We start from the raw sequence: 20,544 nt of genomic DNA, 5'->3' as shown, positions 1-20,544 counted from the left end.
CGCTACTCCGTGTAGCGGCTGTCGCACACTTCCCGGCCACCCAGTACACCGGTCCGGAACGCGTCTACGCGTGCAAACCCGCTCGGCACCGTCTCACCGTTGACGTCACTGGCGGCGAGGCCGTCGGTCAGCAGCCCCGATACGGCTTCGTCGAGGTCGCCGGGGGAGAGTGTGACTTGAGCTCCGGACGCCGCAGCGTTGGTGGGACTGAGCGCTGCGGTGATGACGCCGGACAGGCAGGCGGCGCGCAAGGCAGTCTGCGGAGTGTCGAGCGATTGGCCGTTCTCCTTCTGCATCGCGAGGGTGTACCTCGACGCGAGCAGGACGTAGGCGTTGTAGTCACCGGTGATGTTGGTCTGGATCAACTCACGTCGACCGACGCGACCCGGCGTGCCGCGCTCGGCCAGGTCGTCGACGCTGATTCCGATGGTGTTCGTCGACGGGCAGTACGAGACGGGCTCGGTCGCAACGGCGTCGCTGCACCCGGTGTCTGCGCCGGTGAACACGACCTTCGGCGGCTCGGGTAGATCGAAGATCGCTTGGAATGTCTTCACGAACTCGTCGAGCGTTGCCTCGGTGACAGGCAGTTCTCCGGAGTCGTTGCCTTCGGCGAACTGTTGCGGGAGGTCTGCGCGTCGTGACTCGATTTCGTCGGCGTCCATCTTCGCGCAGGCGCCGGCGCCATCGGTGAAGCCGATCTGAGTGGCGGTGACGCGCTCGAACGCCGAACCATGGTGGCTCTCAGGATCATTAGGGTCTTCGTCGCGGATGGCGACCGCCGAGGCCAACACCTTGTTGAGGCCGTCGGAGGTGTTCATCGTGAAGTGTGCGGCCTTGTCCTCGGCGACGTGCCGCAAGAAGGCGCCACCGAAACAGTCGGCTTGCTGTTCTCGCACCAGGGCCGCATCTCGTTTGCCGCCGACGATCCCGGCTTTGCGTTGAACGGCGTGGCCGTACTCGTGCGCGAAAATGAAGGCGACGGCCACTTCGCCGAACTTCTCGCGTACCTCGGGCAGTAGCAGTTCGCGATCCCAACCGATGGTGTGATCGATGCTGCAGTACCCGGCGTTGATGAGTTCTTCGGTGGTCTCTTCGCAGAAGTCCGGGCCGTTCGATTCGGTGGGGTCCCACGAGATCAGCTCGTCAACCGGCTCGAAGGGCTTGTCGAACAGAGCCGGGTACTCGGCGGCCCAGTAAGTTTCGATGTCGGTGATGGCGTTGGCCGCCAGGGCGTCGATGTCCCCGCCGTCGGTACCGGTGATTGCTCGGTCCGCATTGGGGGCTCCCGGGCGCAATCCGCTGGGGCCTGCTGTTGCGTCGAGTCCGGCGACGCGGAACGGATCGTGATAGATCGAGACGGCGTGCCCGTTCGTTCCGCTGGCACAACCGGCGAGCAGTGCGGCCACTGCGAACAGTGACGACGTGACAATGACTACTCGCCGGCCGACCATCAACGCTCCAGACTTATCCAAATCGCTCCAGCAGCTGGCAGCGCCACCTGTGCGGAGGCTGGCCGACCGTGCCACGAACGCGACGTTGCCGTGACCGCTCCGAGGTTCCCGACTCCGGAGCCGCCATACACCTCGGCATCGGTGTTGAGAATTTCCACCCATCGGCCGGGCTCTGGTAGCCCGACGCGGTAGCTCGAGTGCTCACTGCCCGAAAAGTTGAACAGGCAGGCGACAATCGAACCGTCAGTACCGTAACGCAGAAAACTGAGGACGTTGTTCTCGGTGTCGTTGGCGTCGATCCAGGAGTATCCGCCGGGGGAGGTGTCGAGGGTCCACATCGCCGGATGGCGTCGGTACGCGGAGTTGAGATCTCCGACCAGTCGCTGGACGCCGCGGTGGAGAGTGCCGGTGTACTGATCGTCGAGTTGCCACCAGTCGAGGCCGCGTTCTTCGGACCATTCCGCGCTCTGACCGAACTCCTGTCCCATGAACAGCAGTTGCTTGCCCGGATGCGCCCACATGTACGCAAGCAGTGAGCGTAGGCCGGACGCCTTGGCGAAGTCGTTGCCGGGCATCCGGGTCCACAGAGTTCCCTTGCCGTGCACCACTTCGTCATGGCTGATCGGTAGCAGGTAGTTCTCACTCCACGCGTACATCAGCGAGAAAGTGATCTCGTGATGGTGGTAAGTCCGGTGCACCGGGTCGTGACCGAGGAATCCGAGGGTGTCGTGCATCCACCCCATGTTCCATTTCATGTTGAACCCGAGGCCACCGACATTGGTCGCCCGAGTGACTCCGGGCCACGCCGTCGACTCCTCGGCGACGGTGACGACTCCTCGGTGGTTCTTGTGGACGGTGGCGTTCATCTCCTGCAGGAACGCAACAGCTTCGAGATTCTCGCGGCCACCGTGAATGTTGGGAGTCCATCCACCTTCCGGACGTGAGTAGTCCAGGTACAGCATCGATGCGACGGCGTCGACGCGCAGTCCGTCGATGTGGAACTCCTCGAGCCAGAAGAGTGCGTTGGCGACGAGGAAGTTCCGGACCTCGCGGCGACCGAAGTCGAATACGTATGTGCCCCAGTCCAACTGCTCGCCGCGACGCGGATCGGCGTGCTCGTACAACGGCGTTCCGTCGAAACGGGCAAGCGCCCATTCGTCTTTGGGGAAGTGTGCAGGAACCCAGTCGACGATGACGCCTATCCCTGCGGCGTGCAGGTGGTCGACGAACCAGCGGAAGTCATCCGGGGTGCCGAAGCGGGAGGTCGGTGCGTAGTACGAGGTGACCTGGTACCCCCACGATCCACCGAACGGATGCTCGGAGACGGGCAGCAGTTCGACGTGGGTGAATCCGGTTTCGGTGACGTAGACGGCGAGTTGCTCGGCCATCTGCCGGTAGTCGAGTCCCGGACGCCACGATCCGAGGTGCACCTCGTACACGCTCATCGGGGACTGCGAAGGGTCGACACCAGCGCGGGTTTCCAGCCAGGCCGCGTCGTTCCATTCGTGCGAACTGGTGGTCACTCGCGACGCCGTCGCCGGCGGTACCTCGGTACCGAATGCCATGGGATCGGCCTTGTCGCGAACCGAGCCGTCGTGGCCGTGGACCCGGAACTTGTACAGCGAACCGACTGCGATGTCGGGCAGGAAGAGTTCCCAGACCCCGGTGGAGCCGAGGACTCGCATGGGGGCGAATTGCCCACTCCACCCGTCGAAGTCGCCGACGACGGTCACGCCGCGGGCGGCCGGAGCCCAGACGGCGAACGAGGTGCCGTCGACGGGTCCGTCCGGTGTCTCGTAAGAACGCGGATGTGCGCCGAGGATGTCCCACAGTCGTTCGTGCCGACCTTCGCCGAACAGGTGAAGGTCGAGTTCACCGAGAGTTGGCAGGAATCGGTAAGGGTCGGCTGCGAGAACCGTGTGGCCACCCGGGTACGTCACGGAATAGCGATAGTCGATCAGGTCGGGGTAGGGGACCAGGGCCGCGAATATTCCGTTCGAAACATGTTCGAGAGGAAAGGTTTTGCCGCCGATGACGGCGCTGACGGACTCGGCGTTGGGACGCAACGCTCGAAGAACGGTGCCGTCGGCGTGGGGATGGGCGCCGAGAACACTGTGCGGATCGTGATGTTCACCGCGCGCCAACAGTTCCAGATCGTGATTGTCCGGCGCGATACCCGAAGGGGACTTTTCGGTTGGCATCACTTGCCTCCACCTGCGCGGTGCGCATTGCGTGCTTGGTAGGCCAGAGAGATCCGGGCCGGATACGGAACGGGTGGGAGCGCGAGGATGTGCGCCACCGAACGCCAGGGCTCGAGGCGGACGAAATTGGCTTGGCCCCAATTGAACTGCTCACCGGTAACCTCGTCGAGCACGGTCATGTGGTCGTGCCATTCGCGTCCGAGCGCCGGCATGTCCAACCAGACGGTGCCCTCTTCTGCCGCGAACGGGTTGAGGTTGATCACCGTCAGGACGGCGTCACCGGTCGAGGCGTCGAACTTCGAGTAGGCGATCAACGCGTCGTTGTCGATGTGGTGAAAGTGCAGGTTCCGCAACTGCTGCAGGGCCGGGTGTGCACGCCGGATGCGATTGAGTGCGGTGATCCACGGCTCGAGAGATTCGCCTCGCGCTGCCGCTTCGGCGAAACGGCGCGGCCGAAGTTCGTACTTCTCGGAGTCGAGGTATTCCTCGCTGCCGGGGCGAACGGCTTGATGTTCGTAGAGTTCGTAACCGGAGTAGACGCCCCACGTCGGCGCCAGGGTGGCGGCGAGAGCTGCTCGCAGTGCAAACATTCCGGGCCCACCGTGCTGGAGGGACTCGTGCAGGATGTCCGGTGTGTTCACGAAGAGGTTCGGTCGGGCCTCGTCGGCCTTTGCCGCCAGCTCGTTACCGAATTCGGTGAGCTCCCACTTCGCAACTCGCCAGGTGAAGTACGTGTACGACTGCGTGAACCCGCGCCTGGCAAGGCCGTACATGCGCGCCGGACGAGTGAACGCCTCGGCGAGGAACAAGACGTCGGGGTCGGTTTTCTTGACCTCCGAGATGAGTGTCTCCCAGAAGTTGGGCGGCTTGGTGTGCGGGTTGTCGACACGAAAGATCTTGACTCCGGCGTTGATCCAGTGACGGACCACGCGCAGGATTTCCTTGTCCAGACCGCGAGGATCGGTGTCGAAGTTGATCGGGTAGATGTCCTGATACTTCTTGGGCGGGTTCTCGGCGTAGGCGATGGTGCCGTCGGGAAGGACGTTGAACCACTCCGGATGCTTCTGAGCCCATGGATGATCCGGGGCGCACTGCAGCGCGAGATCCAGTGCCACTTCGAGATCCAGCTTGCGGGCCGCAGCGACGAAGGCCTTGAAGTCCTTGAGCGTGCCGAGTTGGGGGTGAACAGCGTCGTGCCCGCCGTCGGCAGAGCCGATCGCCCACGGCGAACCAACGTCGCCGGGTTCGGGGGTGAGGGTGTTGTTGCGACCCTTGCGGTTGATCTCGCCGATGGGATGGATCGGCGGAAGGTAGACGACGTCGAAACCCATTGCGGCGATGCGGGGCAGGTCTTCGGCAGAGGTACGGAACGTGCCGTGCTGCGGTACTCCGTTCTCGTCCCATCCACCGGTCGAACGGGGGAAGAACTCGTACCAGGAGCCGAACAGCGCACGGCTGCGATCGACGACGACAGGGTGGGACTCGCCCTTGGTGACCAGTTCGCGAAGTGGAGTAGCGCGGAGCAGTTCGGCGACGTCGGAGGCGAAGGCCGGAGCGACGCGAGCAGTCAGCGCCTGATCGCTGCGCAGCGACGCCGTGACGGCCTCGAGCCTGGACCTGTTGCCCCGCGGCACTTCGTGCGCGGCCTTTTCGAACAGGCGCGCACCGATTTCCAGGTCGTTGGCCAACTCGGCCGCCCCTTGCCCGACGGCGAGCTTTGCTTCCACGGCGTGCTTCCAGGTGGCGATGGGATCGCTCCACGCCTCGATCCGGAACGACCACATACCTTCGGCGGACGGCGTGAACACCGCGTCGACGGTGTCCGGTTCGGTCCCGGGATCCATCGGAATGCGCAGCGGCTTGGTACCGCGCGGACCACGCACGACAAGAGTGGCGGAAATGGCGTCGTGGCCTTCTCGCCACACCGTGGCGTGCACCGGGAAGACTTCACCGACCACGGCCTTTGCCGGATAGTTACCCGAGATCTCGGGTACCACGTCGTCGATACCGAGGCGTCCTGACACGGGAAGCTCCATTTCTGATGATGGATCGCGGTAAAACTTTCTTTCGCCGGGTTCAACCGTAGTGGGTGCGGCGCTGGAGTGCTGATAACGGCGAAGCCGCCAGGCTGATAACGACGAATTCGGGTCTGTCGGTGGTCAGGTCGGCTCGGGCGTTCGGTTCCACCGGACAGAGTGCAAGGAACTCGACTAGGGTTCGCGGGGTGAAAGCCTTGCGTCGGTTCACTGTCCGAGCCCACATTCCGGAGCGCCTCGCCGCGCTCGGCCCCCTGTCCACCAACCTTCGGTGGTCGTGGCATCCCGAGACACAGGATCTGTTCTCGCGACTCGACCCCGAACTCTGGCAAGCAGTCCAGTTCGATCCGGTCCGCATGCTCGGGGAAGTCAACCCCACCCGTCTCGACGAACTCAGCAGTGACGAGGCATTTCTCGGTGACCTCGACACTGCAGCAGCCGATCTCGATGCCTATCTGAGCACGCCGCGCTGGTATCAGTCCCAGCAGGCCAAGGGCACATCGTTGGCTGGCGGAATTGCGTACTTCTCCATGGAGTTCGGAGTCAGCGAGGTTCTGCCCAACTACTCCGGCGGATTGGGCATCCTCGCGGGCGATCACCTCAAGGCCGCGTCCGACCTCGGGCTGCCGCTCATCGGCGTCGGACTGCTCTACCGATCCGGCTACTTCCGCCAGTCGCTGACCGCCGACGGTTGGCAGGCCGAGCACTACCCGCCGCACGATCCTCAAGGGTTGCCTCTTCGTTTGCTGACGGACGCAGGTCCGGCGTCCGACGACGGATCACCGGTTGTCATTCACGTCGCCATGCCCGGTGGCCGAGTGCTGCGTGCGCGAGTGTGGATCGCTCAGGTCGGACGAGTGCCGTTGCTGCTGCTCGATTCCGACATCGCCGAGAACGACGCGGATCTGCGCGGCGTCACTGACCGTCTCTACGGTGGGGACCAGGATCACCGCATCAAGCAGGAGATCCTCGCAGGTATCGGCGGCGTCCGGGCGGTGCGTGCCTACACCGCGGCGTACGGATTGCCCGATCCCGAGGTTTTCCACATGAACGAGGGGCATGCCGGATTCCTCGGCATCGAACGGATTCGGGAACTTGTGACCACCAGCGGTCTGGACTTCGATTCGGCTCTGGCCGCGGTCCGCGCCGGAACGGTCTTCACGACGCATACTCCGGTTCCCGCCGGAATCGACCGCTTCCCGGCGGATCTGGTCCGTCACTACTTCGGCGGAGCGAACGGCGAGAACGAATCGAGTTTGCTTCCCGGACTGACCGTCGACCGCATCGTCGGGATGGGGCGCGAATCCGATCCGTCGATCTTCAACATGGCGCACATGGGTCTTCGCCTGGGCCAGCGAGCCAATGGCGTCTCGAAGTTGCACGGCATCGTCAGTCGCGACATGTTCAACGGACTCTGGCCGGGATTCGACGCCGACGAGGTGCCGATCGGATCGGTCACCAACGGTGTCCACGCTCCGACGTGGGCTGCGCCGGAGTGGATGGACGTGGCCAGGCGGATCGTGGGGCAGGAGCAACTCGAAGAAGCGCGAGGTTGGGAGCGCCTACACGAGTTGTCGGCCACCGAACTGTGGGAGACACGTAATGCGTTGCGCGGCAAGTTGGTCGACGAAGTCCGTCGTCGCGTCCGAGCGTCGTGGCTCGAACGCGGCGCGACCGAAGCTGAACTCGGCTGGACCACTGGAGTTTTCGATCCCAACGTCTTGACTGTCGGATTCGCCAGGCGCGTGCCTACGTACAAGCGGTTGACGCTGATGCTGCGTGATCCCGAGCGTCTGCGTGCGATGTTGCTCGACGAGAAGCGTCCGGTGCAGTTGGTGGTGGCCGGTAAGTCGCACCCCGCCGACGACGGCGGTAAGGCACTCATCCAGCAGGTCGTACGGTTCGCCGACGAAGCGGATGTGCGTCACCGCATCGTCTTCCTGCCCGACTACGACATGTCGATGGCCCGCTACCTCTACTGGGGCTGCGACGTGTGGCTCAACAACCCACTTCGCCCACTCGAGGCGTGCGGCACTTCCGGCATGAAGTCCGCGCTCAACGGTGGACTCAACCTCTCCATTCGCGACGGATGGTGGGACGAGATGTACGACGGCGAGAACGGGTGGGCCATTCCGACGGCCGACGGTGTTCTCGACGACGTGCGGCGTGACGATCTGGAAGCCAGCGCGCTCTACGAACTTCTCGAGCACGCGGTACTGCCGACGTTCTACGACCGTGATGCAGCCGATCTGCCGACACGCTGGGTCGAGAGGGTTCGCCACACCCTCGAGAATCTGGGCCCGAAGGTGTTGGCATCACGCATGGTTCGTGACTACGCCGTCGACTACTACGCCCCTTCGGCGGAATCAGCTCGAGCGGTAGTGGCGGACGATTTTGCCGGCGCGCGTGAGGTGGCCGAGGTCCGTCGTCGCATCGAATCGCAGTGGCCGTCGGTCGCCGTCGAGCAGGTGGACGGTTCCGGCTTGCCGGACACTCCGGAGATCGGTGCGACCATCTCGTTGAAGGCCAAGGTCCGCCTCGGCGGCTTGTCGGTCTCGGATGTCCAGGTCCAGGCAGTCCTGGGACGCGTCAGTCCGGGCGAGGAACTCACCGACGTGGTGACGTTCCCGATGACACACTTCGGCGCCGAGGAAGGAACCGAGATCTTCGAAGCCGAGGTTGCGCTTCCGGTCTCCGGTTCCGTGGGATACACCGTGCGGGTGCTGCCGCATCACCGGTTGTTGGTCGATGCGTCCGAACTCGGGTTGGTGACCACTCCGAGCGTCTGACGTATTGCATTCTGCCCCGGTCCGTTCGGTCGGTACCGGGGCAGAATTGTGTCCGCGTGAGAACTGGCTCAGGGACGTGAGTCGCGGATGCGGGTGAGCGCCTTGCGGACGACTTCGGGGTTGGTCGTCTCCCAGAAGGGCGGCAGCGATGCGCGAAGGTAACCCGCGTATCTCGCCGTGGCCAGACGCGGATCGAGCACGGCCACCACGCCCTTGTCGTCGGTGCTGCGAAGCAGGCGACCCACGCCCTGTGCCAGGAGCAGCGCCGCGTGATTGGCCGAGACGCTGAGAAAGCCGTTACCGCCATGGGATTCGATGGCTTGTTGGCGAGCCATCAACAGTGGGTCGTCCGGGCGCGGGAACGGAATCCGGTCCAAGATGACGAGGCTCAGCGATGGGCCAGGGACATCGACGCCCTGCCACAGGGACAACGTGCCGAACAGTGACGTGGGTTCGTCCTTGGCGAAGGCCTTGACGAGGGTGCCGGTGGCGTCGTCGCCCTGGCACAGGATCGGGGTGTCGAGGCGTTCGCGCATCGCCTCCGACGCGGCTTTGGCGGCGCGCATCGAGGAGAACAAGCCGAGGGTGCGTCCGCCGGCGGCCTCGACGAGTTCGGCGATCTCGTCGAGATAGACCGGGGAGAGGCCGTCTCGGCCGGGCGTGGGCAGGTGGCGGGCAATGTAGATGATGCCGGCCTTGGCATGGTCGAAGGGCGACCCGACGTCGAGTGAGTTCCAGCGGAAAGCCGAAGCGTCAGAAGGTGCTTCGGTGCCGATGGCGGTACCCGAGTCGGGGCGCACCGACGATTCCGCAGGAAGGCCCCAGTTGACGGCGAGACCGTCGAACGATCCGCCGACGGTCAGTGTCGCGGAAGTGAGAACGACGGTGGATTCGGCGAACAGTCGCGAGCGCAGCAATCCGCCGACGGAGAGCGGAGCCATCCGGACGGAGCGCCGAACCGATCCGCGGAACTCATCCGAGGACAGCCAGACGACGTCCTTGCGCTTGGCCGGGTCTGGTTCGTCGAAGGCGGTGAGAATACGCACGGCACTGTCGTGGACGTCGTCGACGGACGAGAGCGCAGTGTTGCGGGCTGCAGCGGCTTCGGGGTCTGCGGCTGCCATGCCCGGTTTGGCCGGACCGATTGCGGTGCGCAGCGACCAGGCCGCGTCGCGTATCGCGGCCAGTGCGGGGGCTGCCCCGTCCGGGAGGCCTTCCCATCGACCTGGACGCAATTCCTCGAGGAGTCCCGCCCAACCCTCGCCGGCAGCTTCGAGTCGGTCGGCGTCCTGCTCTTCGGCGATCTTGCCGCAACGCCTGGCCGCGGCACTGATCGACGAAGCTGTGAGATCGGCCGTGGCAACGCCGGTGACGCGGTCGACCAACTCGTGGGCTTCGTCGATCACCACGACGTCATGGTCAGGGAGAATCTGGATGCCGGTGATGGCGTCGATAGCGAGCAGTGCGTGGTTGGTGACGACGACGTCGGCCTTAGACGCCTCGACGCGGGCGCGCTCGGCGAAGCAGTCCTCACCGACCGGGCACTGGTTCTTTCCGATGCACTCGCGGGAGGTGACGCTGACCTGCCGCCACGCCTGATCGGATACGCCCGGCACCAATTCGTCACGATCACCGGTTTCGGTGTCGGACGACCATTCGGTGAGGCGGACGACCTCCCGGCCGAGACGCGAGACCGTGAACGGATCGAACAACTCGTCCTCGGGCGGCTGTTCCGACGCGCCGGTGTGAATCTTGTTCATGCACAGGTAGTTGTTGCGGCCCTTGAGGATTGCGAACTCGGCGCGTCGGCCGAGTGGCTTCTTCAGTGCATCGGCCAGCCGTGGCAGATCTCGATCGACGAGCTGGCGCTGAAGCGCGATGGTGGCAGTGGACACGACCACAGTGCGCCCAGACTCGACCGCATGGCGCAGGCTCGGAACGAGGTAGGCGAGTGACTTACCGGTACCGGTGCCGGCCTGGACGGCCAGATGCTCGCCCGTGTCGATCGAGTGCGCCACGGCCGACGCCATCGTCAGCTGACTGGTTCGCTCGGCACCGCCGAGCGACCGCACCGCTGTCTGGAGCAGTTCGGGAACGTTCGGGAGTTGATCGGCCACCCACGAAGGTTAATGGATCCCTACGTCAGAAACGTCCACGGATGATTCCCGGGGTAGTTCCCCGGCATTCGAGTCTTCTTCCGACGACGCCTCGTCTCGCCCGATCAGCTGCACTCCCGCCTCCTGCATCTGTACCAATGCCGACTCGATCGTGGCAGTCGACACACCTGCGGTGAAGGGGAGAAGGACCGTCGTGGCGAATCCCGCGCGCGCCGCGTCGATGGCCGTGGCCTTGACACAGTGATCTGTGGCAATGCCGATCACGTCGACGTCGGTGATCTTGTGGGCGCGGAGCCAGTCCTCGAGTGTCGTGCCGTCCTCGGCTGCTCCTTCGAAACCGGAATAGGCCGCGCTGTAGGCGCCCTTGGAGAAGATCGCCGAACCGGCGACGGAAGCGTCGAACGCCGGGTGGAACTCGGCGCCGGCCGTCCCGACGACGCAGTGAATCGGCCAACTGTCGACGAAGTCTGGGGTCTCGGAGAAATGCGCCCCAGGATCGATGTGGAAATCGCGAGTCGCGACTACGGCGTCGTACTCGTGGGAGTTGACGAAATCGTTGACGGCCGCCGCAACCGCAGCGCCGCCGTCGACCGCGAGAGCGCCACCTTCACAGAAATCGTTCTGAACGTCGACGACGATCAGTGCTTTTGCACTCACTGGTGCTCACCTCCGGAGAATCGAACGGGCACAGCCGAGTCTCCGCGCGAGAGCTTGAGTCCTTCCCACGGCAGGCTCACGAGCCCGGCCTTCAGAACTGCGCGGCTCTCTTCGAGCGTCGGTGCGCTCTCGACGACCTTGCCTTCGCGAACCAACGGGATCAGCAGTTCGGTCGCGCCGTCCGCCTCGGAAACCGGAGCGGGCGAGCCGGCAGGGTAGATGACTTCTTCGACGATCGTTCCGGTCGGGCGAACCACACGCAGTGCCTTCTTGGCGCCGCCGCGAGATGCCTTGTTGGTGCTTCTCTTCTCGACCGCGATTCCGTCGACCTCGACCAGCTTGTAAACCATGCCTGCGGTGGGTGCGCCTGATCCGGTGACCAGTGAAGTACCGACGCCGTACGAGTCGACGGGTTCGGCGCGCAGAGCCGCGATCGCGTACTCGTCCAGGTCGCCGGAGACGACGATGCGTGTCTTGGTAGCACCGAGATCGTCGAGTTGTTGGCGTACCTGACGAGCAAGAACGCCAAGATCGCCGGAGTCGATGCGAACCCCGCCCAGCTCGGGACCGGCAACGGCGACAGCCGTTTTCACACCCTCGGTGATGTCGTAGGTATCGACGAGCAACGTGGTGGATACGCCGAGTGCCGCGACCTGACCGCGGAATGCCGCTGCCTCGTCCGGACCGTCTTCGGTGGTGTGCAGGAGAGTGAAGGCGTGCGCACTGGTACCTGCGCTGGGTACGTCGTGACGCCGCGCGGCTTCGAGGTTGGAGGTGGCGTCGAAGCCGGCGAGATACGCGGCACGTGAAGCGGCGACGGCGGCCTGTTCGTGTGTACGACGCGAGCCCATCTCGATCATCCGTCGACCGCCCGCTGCGCTCACCATGCGGGCTGCGGCCGAAGCGATCGCGCTGTCGTGGTTGAGGATCGAGAGAATCAAGGTTTCGAGGATGACGCACTCGGCGAACGTTCCGCGGACCGAGAGGATCGGTGAGCCGGGGAAGTAGAAGTCGCCCTCGCGGTAGCCGTCGATGTCACCGGAGAATCGATAGTTGCGCAGCCACTCGACGGTCGTGTCGTCGAGAAATTTTGCAACGATCGCCAGTTCCGGTTCACCGAACCGGAACTGCTCGAGTGCGTCGAGAAGGCGTTCGGTACCGGCGACGACGCCGTAGCGACGACCGTCTGGCAGCCGCCGTGCGAATACCTCGAAACTGCAGTTGCGGAAGGCAGATCCGTCGGCGAGAGCCGCCGAGAGCATGGTCAGTTCGTACTGATCGGTGAGCAGTGCGGTGCTGGCACCGGCGTCGCGGATGTCGGAAATTTGCGTAGGCACGCACACAACTCTATGCGCGAGACGACGTGGGTGGGTGTTGTCGCCTCTCGTCGCGCCGTACCCTGGATACATGGTTTTCGGCGGCGCGACCGTGTCCGGCACTTACTCGGCGAACGTAACGATGAGAGGCGCTACGGCTTCTTCTCCTCAAGCCACGCCCGAGCAGTCGGAGGCTGTTGCGACCATCGAAGCCGCAGATCGGCCCTGGGTGACCATCGTCTGGGACGACCCGGTCAATCTCATGCATTACGTGACTTACGTGTTCCAGAAGTTGTTCGGTTACAGCAAAGCCAAGGCCACCGACCTGATGATGCAGGTCCATTCGGAGGGCAAGGCCGTGGTCTCGAGCGGTTCGCGCGACAAGATGGAGGCCGATGTTCGTCGCCTCCACGCTGCCGGTCTCTGGGCCACGATGCAACGCGACGACACCTGAGAAAAGCCCTGAGAAAAGCACTTTTCGACCGATTTGTTCGCCTAACTCGTAGACGGGAGTCCGACGCGTGCGGACGTGGAGTAGGAAGAGTTCACTCGGCGGAGTGAAGTTCAAGTCCGAGATGGACGGCCACGAGGCGGCGGTTCTGCGCTCGCTCGTGGAGTCGGTGGCCGGGCTTCTCGACGAGCGCGCGTCTTCGGCGCCGCAAGATGAGCTCGCCGCGCTGACGGGCCTTCGTACCGGAAATTCGGAGACGCCCGACAATCCGGTGTTGGCGCGTTTGCTTCCCGACTTCCAGCGCACCGATCCGGACAAGGTCGCTCCGGACAGTGACGATCTCGACGACGCCGGCGCCAATGTCAACGGCGCGCTGCGCAGTTTGCACGAGCCCGAGATCATCGATGCCAAGCGTGAGTCCGCTCGCATGTTGTTGGCTTCGCTTCCGGAGGCCGGCGGCAAGGTCGTTCTCACGCAGGAACAGGCCGATGCGTGGCTGTCCTCGCTCAACGACGTCCGTCTCGCGCTCGGAACCAATCTCGGCATCGACGCCGACACCCCGGAGAGCCTCGAACCCGACGACCCGCGCGCCCCGCATCTCGACGTCTATCACTGGTTGACGTGGATGCAGGACTCCCTCGTCCAGGCGCTCATGCCATGACCACGACGCGGACCGGGCCCACTGATTCACTGACAGATGTCGCCGGCCTCGCTGTCGGTCATCACCACAAGCTCGACGAGGGAGCCACTCTCGGAAGCGGCGCGGCCACCGGCTGCACGGTCGTGCTCGCGTCGGCCGGTGTGGTTGCCGGCGTCGACGTCCGCGGCGGCGGTCCGGGTACCCGCGAGACCGACCTACTCGACCCGAGCCATTCGGTCCAGCAGGTCAATGCCGTGCTGTTGACCGGCGGTAGTGCCTACGGACTTGCCGCGGCCGATGGAGTGATGCGCTGGCTCGAGGAACACGATCGCGGGATCGCGATGGGTGCTCCTGGTCAGGTGGTACCGATCGTGCCCGGCGCCGTGATCTTCGATCTGCCGGTGGGGGACTGGACCGTTCGTCCGACCGGAGACTTCGGATTCCTCGCTGCCGACACCGCTTCGCGCGAATTCGCCACGGGCACGGTCGGCGCCGGGGTAGGTGCCAGAGCCGGAGCGCTCAAGGGTGGGGTGGGAACGGCCAGCGTCGTGATCGCCGACGGCCCGGCCGAGGGTACGACGGTCTCCGCGTTGATCGTGGCGAACCCGGTGGGTTCGGTCTTCGATCCCAGAACTGGCTTGCCGTGGGGCGTCGGCTCGGACGGGGCGGAGTCGTTCGGGCTCAGGCTTCCCGACGCGTCCGAACTCGCGGCGGCCAACGCCGTTGCAGCCAAGGGAACAGTCCTCAACACCACGATCGGTGTGGTCGCCACTGACGCCGCCTTGACAAAAGCCGGGTGCCGACGCGTCGCCGTCGCAGGGCATGACGGTCTGGCTCGTGCGATTCGGCCCGCGCATTCGCCGCTCGACGGCGACACGATCTTTGCGCTCGCCACCGGCGATCACACTCCGATTTCGGAGATCGCGGTTCCGGCCGCTTTCCCGAACGATCTGCCGATACTCGACGCGGTGTGTGCCGCCTCGGCGCAGGTTGTCGAACGTGCGATCGTCACAGCGATTCTCGACGCCACGTCGGTAGCCGGAATCCCGAGCTACCGCGAACTCTTTCCGTCGGCATTTCTCTAGGCAGCACTCCTGGAATCGGCGGTAATCTCGAATTGAGCCTGGTCGCGAGTGACCGAATCAGAAAACCGGATCGACGGTGGAGGACGCACACGATGACGATGGATTTCAACAATCCGGACTTCGGCACCCGGACGCCGGCACCGAAATCCGGTCCGCCCTCGGTGTGGAAGCAGTCGGCCGTGTTGGTGGGCGGCTTCGCGATCCTGCTCTACGTGATTGAGATCGTGGATGTCATCTCCGGTCAGAACGTCCAGAACGCCGGCGTCACCCCGCGCACGCTCGACGGCCTGTGGGGAATCCTGTTCGCCCCGGTCCTGCACGACGACTGGGCTCACCTGATTGCCAACACCATTCCGGTCCTGATCCTCGGGTTCCTCGTGCTGGTGTCGGGAATTGCGCGCGGACTCGCGGCGACCGGCATCATCTGGGTGATCGGCGGTGTCGGGACCTGGTTGTTCGCCGGCTCGAACTCGAATCACGTCGGTGCGTCCGTGCTGATCTTCGGCTGGGTCACCTACTTGCTGGTGCGCGGGTTCTTCACGCGGAGCTTCACACAGATCCTGATCGGCGTTGCCGTCTTCGTCGTGTACGGCGGAGTGCTGTGGGGCGTTCTCCCGAGCGATCCACGGGTTTCCTGGCAAGGACATCTGTTCGGAGCGATCGGCGGCGTGGTGGCAGCCTGGGCGCTGACGTCGGGGGAGAGGGCCAAGCGCGCAGGGTCGGCGCCGGCCGTTCGACCACCGAGTTTCTGAACGGACGTGGGTCACACCCTCGCTGCGGTGTGACTTCGACGCGCCAAAACCACCAAGAGCTTTTTTCCAGACGGGTAGACGTGGCAGCATGACCGGTATGCGCATGACCGTCCTGGGGTGTTCCGGCAGCGTCACGGGTCCGGATTCACCGGCTTCGGGATACCTGCTCACGGCACCGGGAACTCCGCCGCTCGTGATCGACTTCGGCCCGGGAGTTCTTGGGGCGTTGCAGCGATACGCCGATCCGGGCGAGGTGACGATCCTGCTTTCGCACCTTCATGCGGACCACTGTCTCGACATGCCCGGCCTGCTCGTCTGGCGTCGCTATCACCCCAACCCACCGGTCGGGCGGGCTCTGGTTTACGGCCCCACCGACACGGCCTGCCGCATCGGAGTGTCCTCCGCCGAGTGTGCCGGCGAGATGGATGACATCTCCGACACCATCGACGTCCGGCTCTGGGCCGAGAACGAGCCGGTGACGTTCGGAGAACTGAGCGTCGTCGCCCGTCGGATGAATCATCCTCCCGAGGCTTACGGTTTCCGGATCACCGGCGCCGACGGCCGCGTGCTCGTCTACACCGGTGACACGGGTATGTGTGACAACGTCGTCGAACTCGCCCGTGGAGCGGACGTGTTGCTCTCCGAAGCTTCGTGGACCGACAGTCCGGATCGCCCCGAGGGAGTTCACCTCTCCGGTAAGGAAGCCGGCCGTGTGGCTGCCCTCGCCGGCGTCAAGGAACTTCTCCTCACGCACATCCCGCCGTGGACCTCCCGCGAAGACGTGATCGCCGAAGCGAAATCCGAATTCTCCGGACCGGTCCATGCCGTCTCCGCCGGAAGCGTCTACGACATCTGATTCCCCTCACATTCGATGCAGTGCCGACCGGGCGACCGCTAGGCTCACGAAGGTGACTACACGAGAAGACGGTAGGGCGGACGACGAGCTCCGCACGGTCAAGATCACCCGGGGGTTCACCAGTCATCCGGCCGGATCCGTTCTGGTCGAGTTCGGGAACACTCGCGTCATGTGCACGGCCAGCGTCGAAGAGGGTGTACCCCGCTGGCGCAAGGGCTCCGGCTTGGGTTGGCTGACAGCCGAATACGCGATGCTTCCCGCCGCCACGCACACGCGCAGTGGCCGCGAATCGGTCAAGGGCAAGGTCGGCGGCCGTACGCAGGAGATCAGTCGACTCATCGGCCGATCACTTCGGGCCTGCATCGATCTCGCTGCGATCGGCGAGAACACCATCGCCCTGGACTGTGATGTCCTCCAGGCCGACGGCGGTACCCGCACCGCGGCAGTGACGGGGGCGTATGTGGCCCTGGTCGACGCCGTGACGTACCTGCGCGCAGCCGACCTGCTCTCCGACCCTCAGCCCATCTCGTGTGGCATAGCGGCCGTCAGCGTCGGCGTCGTGGACGGACGAGTGCGCCTCGATCTTCCGTACGAAGAGGATTCGCGCGCCGAGGTCGACATGAATGTCGTGGCCACCGATACCGGCACGCTGGTGGAAATCCAGGGAACCGGTGAGGGCGCCACGTTCCCGCGCTCGACGCTGGACAAGCTGCTCGACTCCGCTCTGGCTGGTTGTGAGCAACTTTTCGAGATCCAGCGTCAAGCGTTGGCCGAGCCGTATCCCGGGGTGCTACCCGAACCGAAGAATCCGGAACCCAAAAAGAAGTTCGGTGCCTGAGCTGTGAGCGTACGAGTATTGGTTGCCAGCCGAAATGCCAAGAAACTGAAGGAACTTCACCGGGTGCTCGACGCCGCTGGAGTGAACGGAATCGAACTGGTCGGGCTCGACGAGGTGCCGCCGTTCCCCGAAGCCCCCGAGACCGGTGCGACGTTCGAGGAGAATGCACTCGCCAAGGCACGTGACGGCGCGGCGGCAACCGGAATGCCTTGCATCGCAGATGATTCCGGTGTCGAGATCGATGCACTCAACGGTATGCCCGGCGTGCTGTCCGCGCGATGGTCGGGCACTCACGGAAACGACGGCGCCAACACGGCGCTTGTCCTGGCTCAGCTGGGAGACGTGCCAGACGAGCGGCGCGGCGCGGCATTCGTCTCCGCCTGTGCACTGGTGATCCCCGGCGGCGACGAGACTGTCGTGCGCGGCGAATGGCGCGGGGTGATCGGCCGAGAACCAGCCGGCGACGGGGGTTTCGGATACGACCCCATCTTCCGTCCGGACGGCGACACCCGCTCTGCCGCAGAACTCACCCCGGCCGAGAAGGATGCGGCGTCACATCGAGGGCGCGCGCTCGTACAGCTCGTTCCGGCATTGTCCGCACTGGCCGGCTGAACCGAATCCGAAAAGTAGAGCCCTGAACGCGTCTGCGTTCAGGGCTCTACTTTTCGAAACTCTCAGAGCTGATAAGCCTGCTTCACCTGGGCGGTTCGCTTGTGCTCGAACACGAACGACAGGAACGGGATCGTGCCGGCTAGTGCGGTAGCAACCGTCGTAGCGGGCTTCCACCGGGCCTTGATCGCCAAGTCGATCGTGAACACGAGATAGAGCATGTAGAACAGGCCGTGGATCTGGCCGATGTAGAACAACCACGACGGTGCGTCCGCCGAATTGTCGAGAATCAGGTACTTGTAGACCATCTCGCCGGTCAGGAACAGCAGCCAGAGGCCGGTGATCCAGGCGAGAACGCGGTATCGGACGAGCGCCGACGCAACCTTCTTCTGCTTTTCTGCGTTGACTGCGGGGGTAGCGATGCTCGCTTCCGAACCGGTACTCACGTCGTGCTCCTATCGGACTCGCGAGCGGCGAGCTGCGCAAGGTAGTCGTTGTATTCCAGCATTTGGCGGGCTTCAGGGTCGTCGACGTCGAGGTTCACATCGTCGAACTCGGCCTGCGGGCGTTGCGGCAAGAGGTCGGCGGGAATCTCACGCGGCTCTGCGGCGGCTTCCTCGGCTTCGGCCTCTTCGGGGTCCACGTCTTCGAGCTGAACGAACTTGCGATACGCGTACACGACAAACGCCGCGAAGAGCGGCCACTGGAACGCGTACCCGAGATTCTGTCCGGAGCCTCCGACGGCTTCGAAGCGCTCCCACTGCCACCAGCCGAGCGCGAGGCAGCCGGCAGCTGACACGATGACCAGCAGAATCAGCGCAGGTCGGCGTTTAGTAGCGTTCTTGGACACACTAAGACGGTACCTGAGAGCTATAGTGCCTCGCCCTGCGATCTCCGACACGGTGTCGTAGAAGCCGTGCCACGGCGTGTCGTAGAAGCCGTGCCACGGCGTGTCGTGTAGTCCGTGCCGCAGCGCCTGTGCGCTATGCCCATCCTCACCCGCAACGCCAGGCACTGAACACATTTTCCCAGCTGTGCTGCATCGATAACCTCGGGGCGTATCCGAAAGCAGGGGAGTGTTTCATGCACATCAGAGTGATTCGCCCGGTCATCGACACCACGCTGACTCCGGCGGTGACAGCCGAGGTGGAGCACTGGGCGGCGCCCGGCACGACGGTCGATGTCGTGTCACTGCTCTCTGGCACGGCGAGCATCGAGTCCGAGTACGACGAGGCACTGGCCGGCCCCGGGATCGTGCAGCGGGTCGAAGAGGCGGCAGTCGACGGCGTCGACGGTGTATTCATCACGTGTTTCGCCGATCCCGGAGTGCATGCCGCCCGAGAGATCATCGACGCTCCGGTGGTCGGCGGCTTCGAGCCGTCATTTCTGACAGCGATGAGTCTGGGCGATCGCGTCGGTGTCGTGACCATCCTGCCGAACGTCGTGCCCATGCTGCGATCGCTCACTCGGCGGTATGGGCTCGATAGTCGGCTGGGCAGTATTCGAGTCGTGGACATGCCGGTGCTGGGCCTCACCGATCGGGAGGAACTGATTGATCGACTGGCCGCTCAGGCGTCTGCGGCAGTGGAGAACGGCGAGGCCGATTCCGTCGTTCTCGGTTGCACCGGGATGCTCGGTGTGGCCAGTGCGGTCCGAGACAGGCTGCATGGCAAAGGGATTCACGTTCCGGTTGTGGATCCGACGGCGTCGGCGATCACGTGGTTGGAGAGCTCGGTCCGTCTGGGGCTGACGCCGAGCCGGACGACATACATGACCCCGCCGGTCAAGGCTCGAAAGCGCTGAGCCTGATCTAGAACCGAAAAAGCCCCGCCGGATCTGATCCGGCGGGGCTTTTCGTTGTGCGCGAGGGGGGACTTGAACCCCCACGTCCTGAGACACTGGAACCTAAATCCAGCGCGTCTGCCAATTCCGCCACTCGCGCGCGGAATTCAAAGGATACGCGAGTGGAATCGCTCGCGGGCACACCACCCTGGTCGGGATGCGCCCGCCCGCTCTCAGGCCGTTTCGGCGAGTGGATCCGCTGCGGGCGGCGTGGTGGATTTCTTCGACCGGCGCGGTTGCTCGGCCGTGCGTTGATACCGCCACGCAGCGTGGGTGAGTGTCCGAACATCGACATCGAGATGTTCGGCAACCGCAACTAGCAACTCGGCTGCGTCGGTGCTCGACAACAATTCCTCGCTACTGCTTGCTTCGGTGGCGAACCGTGCAAGTAGATCTATCGAAGTTGCCGTCAACTTCCCGGACAGGAACACCAGCGTCTCGAAGGTCCTGGGGCCCAGGCCTGGAACGGAGACGACTGCCGAACGGAGGCCTTCGGTGTCCTCGACGTCGGCACCGCACCGGCAACCGGCGTCGGCGAGCGCTTTGGCCGCACGAGCCGCACCCTCGGCTTTGGTGAAGTAGTTGCCCGGCACGCGCTGGCGATTGCCGAGAATCGTTGCGAGCTCGTCGCCACGGTCGGTGAAGGCGGCGAGAGCGGACAAGCTGTCGAGGTGTTCGCCTGCGGCTACCGAGCGGTGTGTGCGCCAACGGTCGAGGACGGCGCGGACTCCGGTCTTCGGTGTTCCGTAGGCGGCGCGCGACGAGAAGATCGCATCGAGAAGGGCGGCTTCGGACTCGCGCGGCCATCCCTGATTCCAATGCGGCCACGCCTCGCGCGGAAGCTCAGCGCCGATGAATTCGGCCGCTCTGACTACGTCTGTGTCTTTCATGATTTCTCCCCCCG

Annotated in this window: 18 protein-coding genes and 1 tRNA gene; 9 read left to right on the top strand and 10 right to left on the bottom strand. The window is 64.5% G+C overall.

Going from position 1 to position 20,544, the window contains the following annotated elements:
- Positions 1-2: 2 nt before the first annotated feature.
- From GJB56_RS11865 to GJB56_RS11855, 3 genes are read right to left on the bottom strand one after another with little or no spacing between them, the layout of a single operon-like run.
- Positions 3-1,451 carry a neutral zinc metallopeptidase gene (locus GJB56_RS11865; RefSeq protein WP_020970042.1) on the bottom strand — a complete coding sequence of 483 codons (1,449 nt, stop codon included), beginning with the start codon at positions 1,449-1,451 and terminating at the stop codon, positions 3-5.
- A complete protein-coding gene (glgB, locus tag GJB56_RS11860; protein ID WP_031331511.1) occupies positions 1,451-3,652 on the bottom strand; it encodes a 1,4-alpha-glucan branching protein GlgB in 2,202 nt (733 codons plus the stop codon). Before glgB ends, GJB56_RS11865 begins: the two co-directional genes overlap by 1 nt.
- Complete coding sequence (locus GJB56_RS11855) at positions 3,652-5,676, bottom strand: alpha-1,4-glucan--maltose-1-phosphate maltosyltransferase (RefSeq protein ID WP_020970040.1); 2,025 nt, start codon at positions 5,674-5,676, stop codon at positions 3,652-3,654. The genes glgB and GJB56_RS11855 overlap by 1 nt, the downstream gene beginning before the upstream one ends.
- 200 nt (positions 5,677-5,876) lie before the next feature.
- Between GJB56_RS11855 and glgP the strand changes: the two genes are divergently transcribed.
- Positions 5,877-8,477: an alpha-glucan family phosphorylase gene (glgP, locus tag GJB56_RS11850; protein WP_113684218.1), complete on the top strand. Its 2,601-nt coding sequence runs from the start codon at positions 5,877-5,879 to the stop codon at positions 8,475-8,477.
- A 68-nt stretch (positions 8,478-8,545) separates the two neighbouring features.
- Here glgP and GJB56_RS11845 read toward each other — a convergent pair whose 3' ends face one another.
- The 3 genes from GJB56_RS11845 to GJB56_RS11835 are packed head-to-tail and all read right to left on the bottom strand — an operon-like array spanning position 8,546 to position 12,513.
- Positions 8,546-10,594 carry an ATP-dependent DNA helicase gene (locus GJB56_RS11845; RefSeq protein ID WP_046378801.1) on the bottom strand — a complete coding sequence of 683 codons (2,049 nt, stop codon included), beginning with the start codon at positions 10,592-10,594 and terminating at the stop codon, positions 8,546-8,548.
- Between the two features lie 9 nt (positions 10,595-10,603).
- Positions 10,604-11,251, bottom strand: coding sequence for an isochorismatase family protein (locus tag GJB56_RS11840; RefSeq protein ID WP_021333460.1), 648 nt, complete (start codon positions 11,249-11,251; stop codon positions 10,604-10,606).
- Positions 11,248-12,513, bottom strand: a complete 1,266-nt coding sequence (locus tag GJB56_RS11835; RefSeq protein ID WP_442792725.1) for a nicotinate phosphoribosyltransferase — start codon at positions 12,511-12,513, stop codon at positions 11,248-11,250. Before GJB56_RS11835 ends, GJB56_RS11840 begins: the two co-directional genes overlap by 4 nt.
- Positions 12,514-12,709: 196 nt before the next feature.
- Here GJB56_RS11835 and clpS point away from each other — a divergent pair, with 196 nt between their 5' ends.
- From clpS to rdgB, 7 genes are all read left to right on the top strand, one after another.
- Positions 12,710-13,021 carry an ATP-dependent Clp protease adapter ClpS gene (gene clpS / locus GJB56_RS11830; RefSeq protein ID WP_029255695.1) on the top strand — a complete coding sequence of 104 codons (312 nt, stop codon included), beginning with the start codon at positions 12,710-12,712 and terminating at the stop codon, positions 13,019-13,021.
- A 67-nt stretch (positions 13,022-13,088) separates the two neighbouring features.
- A complete protein-coding gene (aosR, locus tag GJB56_RS11825) occupies positions 13,089-13,679 on the top strand; it encodes an oxidative stress transcriptional regulator AosR (protein ID WP_020908274.1) in 591 nt (196 codons plus the stop codon).
- Positions 13,676-14,743 (top strand): P1 family peptidase, encoded by a 1,068-nt coding sequence (locus GJB56_RS11820; RefSeq protein ID WP_046378800.1) that lies wholly within the window; start codon positions 13,676-13,678, stop codon positions 14,741-14,743. The genes aosR and GJB56_RS11820 overlap by 4 nt, the downstream gene beginning before the upstream one ends.
- A 92-nt stretch (positions 14,744-14,835) precedes the next feature.
- A complete protein-coding gene (locus tag GJB56_RS11815) occupies positions 14,836-15,495 on the top strand; it encodes a rhomboid family intramembrane serine protease (protein WP_020970033.1) in 660 nt (219 codons plus the stop codon).
- A 97-nt stretch (positions 15,496-15,592) separates the two neighbouring features.
- Entirely contained in the window at positions 15,593-16,351 is a 759-nt protein-coding gene (locus tag GJB56_RS11810; RefSeq protein ID WP_007733274.1) for a cyclic nucleotide-degrading phosphodiesterase, read from the top strand.
- A 52-nt stretch (positions 16,352-16,403) separates the two neighbouring features.
- Positions 16,404-17,189, top strand: a complete 786-nt coding sequence (gene rph, locus GJB56_RS11805) for a ribonuclease PH (RefSeq protein ID WP_003945332.1) — start codon at positions 16,404-16,406, stop codon at positions 17,187-17,189.
- A gap of 3 nt (positions 17,190-17,192) precedes the next feature.
- Positions 17,193-17,801 (top strand): RdgB/HAM1 family non-canonical purine NTP pyrophosphatase, encoded by a 609-nt coding sequence (rdgB, locus tag GJB56_RS11800; RefSeq protein WP_046378799.1) that lies wholly within the window; start codon positions 17,193-17,195, stop codon positions 17,799-17,801.
- A 62-nt stretch (positions 17,802-17,863) separates the two neighbouring features.
- Here rdgB and GJB56_RS11795 read toward each other — a convergent pair whose 3' ends face one another.
- Together GJB56_RS11795 and GJB56_RS11790 are read right to left on the bottom strand one after the other, a co-directional pair.
- A complete protein-coding gene (locus GJB56_RS11795) occupies positions 17,864-18,244 on the bottom strand; it encodes a DUF3817 domain-containing protein (protein WP_046378798.1) in 381 nt (126 codons plus the stop codon).
- Positions 18,241-18,648 carry a hypothetical protein gene (locus GJB56_RS11790; RefSeq protein WP_021333455.1) on the bottom strand — a complete coding sequence of 136 codons (408 nt, stop codon included), beginning with the start codon at positions 18,646-18,648 and terminating at the stop codon, positions 18,241-18,243. The genes GJB56_RS11795 and GJB56_RS11790 overlap by 4 nt, the downstream gene beginning before the upstream one ends.
- Before the next feature lie 233 nt (positions 18,649-18,881).
- Here GJB56_RS11790 and GJB56_RS11785 point away from each other — a divergent pair, with 233 nt between their 5' ends.
- Positions 18,882-19,601: an aspartate/glutamate racemase family protein gene (locus GJB56_RS11785; RefSeq protein WP_046378797.1), complete on the top strand. Its 720-nt coding sequence runs from the start codon at positions 18,882-18,884 to the stop codon at positions 19,599-19,601.
- 57 nt (positions 19,602-19,658) lie between these two features.
- Here GJB56_RS11785 and GJB56_RS11780 read toward each other — a convergent pair.
- Together GJB56_RS11780 and GJB56_RS11775 are read right to left on the bottom strand one after the other, a co-directional pair.
- Positions 19,659-19,740: transfer RNA gene (locus GJB56_RS11780), tRNA-Leu, on the bottom strand.
- Positions 19,741-19,813: 73 nt separating this feature from the next.
- Positions 19,814-20,530 carry a hypothetical protein gene (locus tag GJB56_RS11775; RefSeq protein ID WP_046378796.1) on the bottom strand — a complete coding sequence of 239 codons (717 nt, stop codon included), beginning with the start codon at positions 20,528-20,530 and terminating at the stop codon, positions 19,814-19,816.
- Between the last annotated feature and the right edge of the window lie 14 nt (positions 20,531-20,544).

The sequence above is a fragment of the Rhodococcus sp. AQ5-07 genome (assembly GCF_009707305.1).
GTDB lineage: Bacteria > Actinomycetota > Actinomycetes > Mycobacteriales > Mycobacteriaceae > Rhodococcus_F > Rhodococcus_F erythropolis.
Note: the sequence above shows the minus strand (reverse complement) of the source record. Positions and strands in the feature narration are given on the sequence as shown.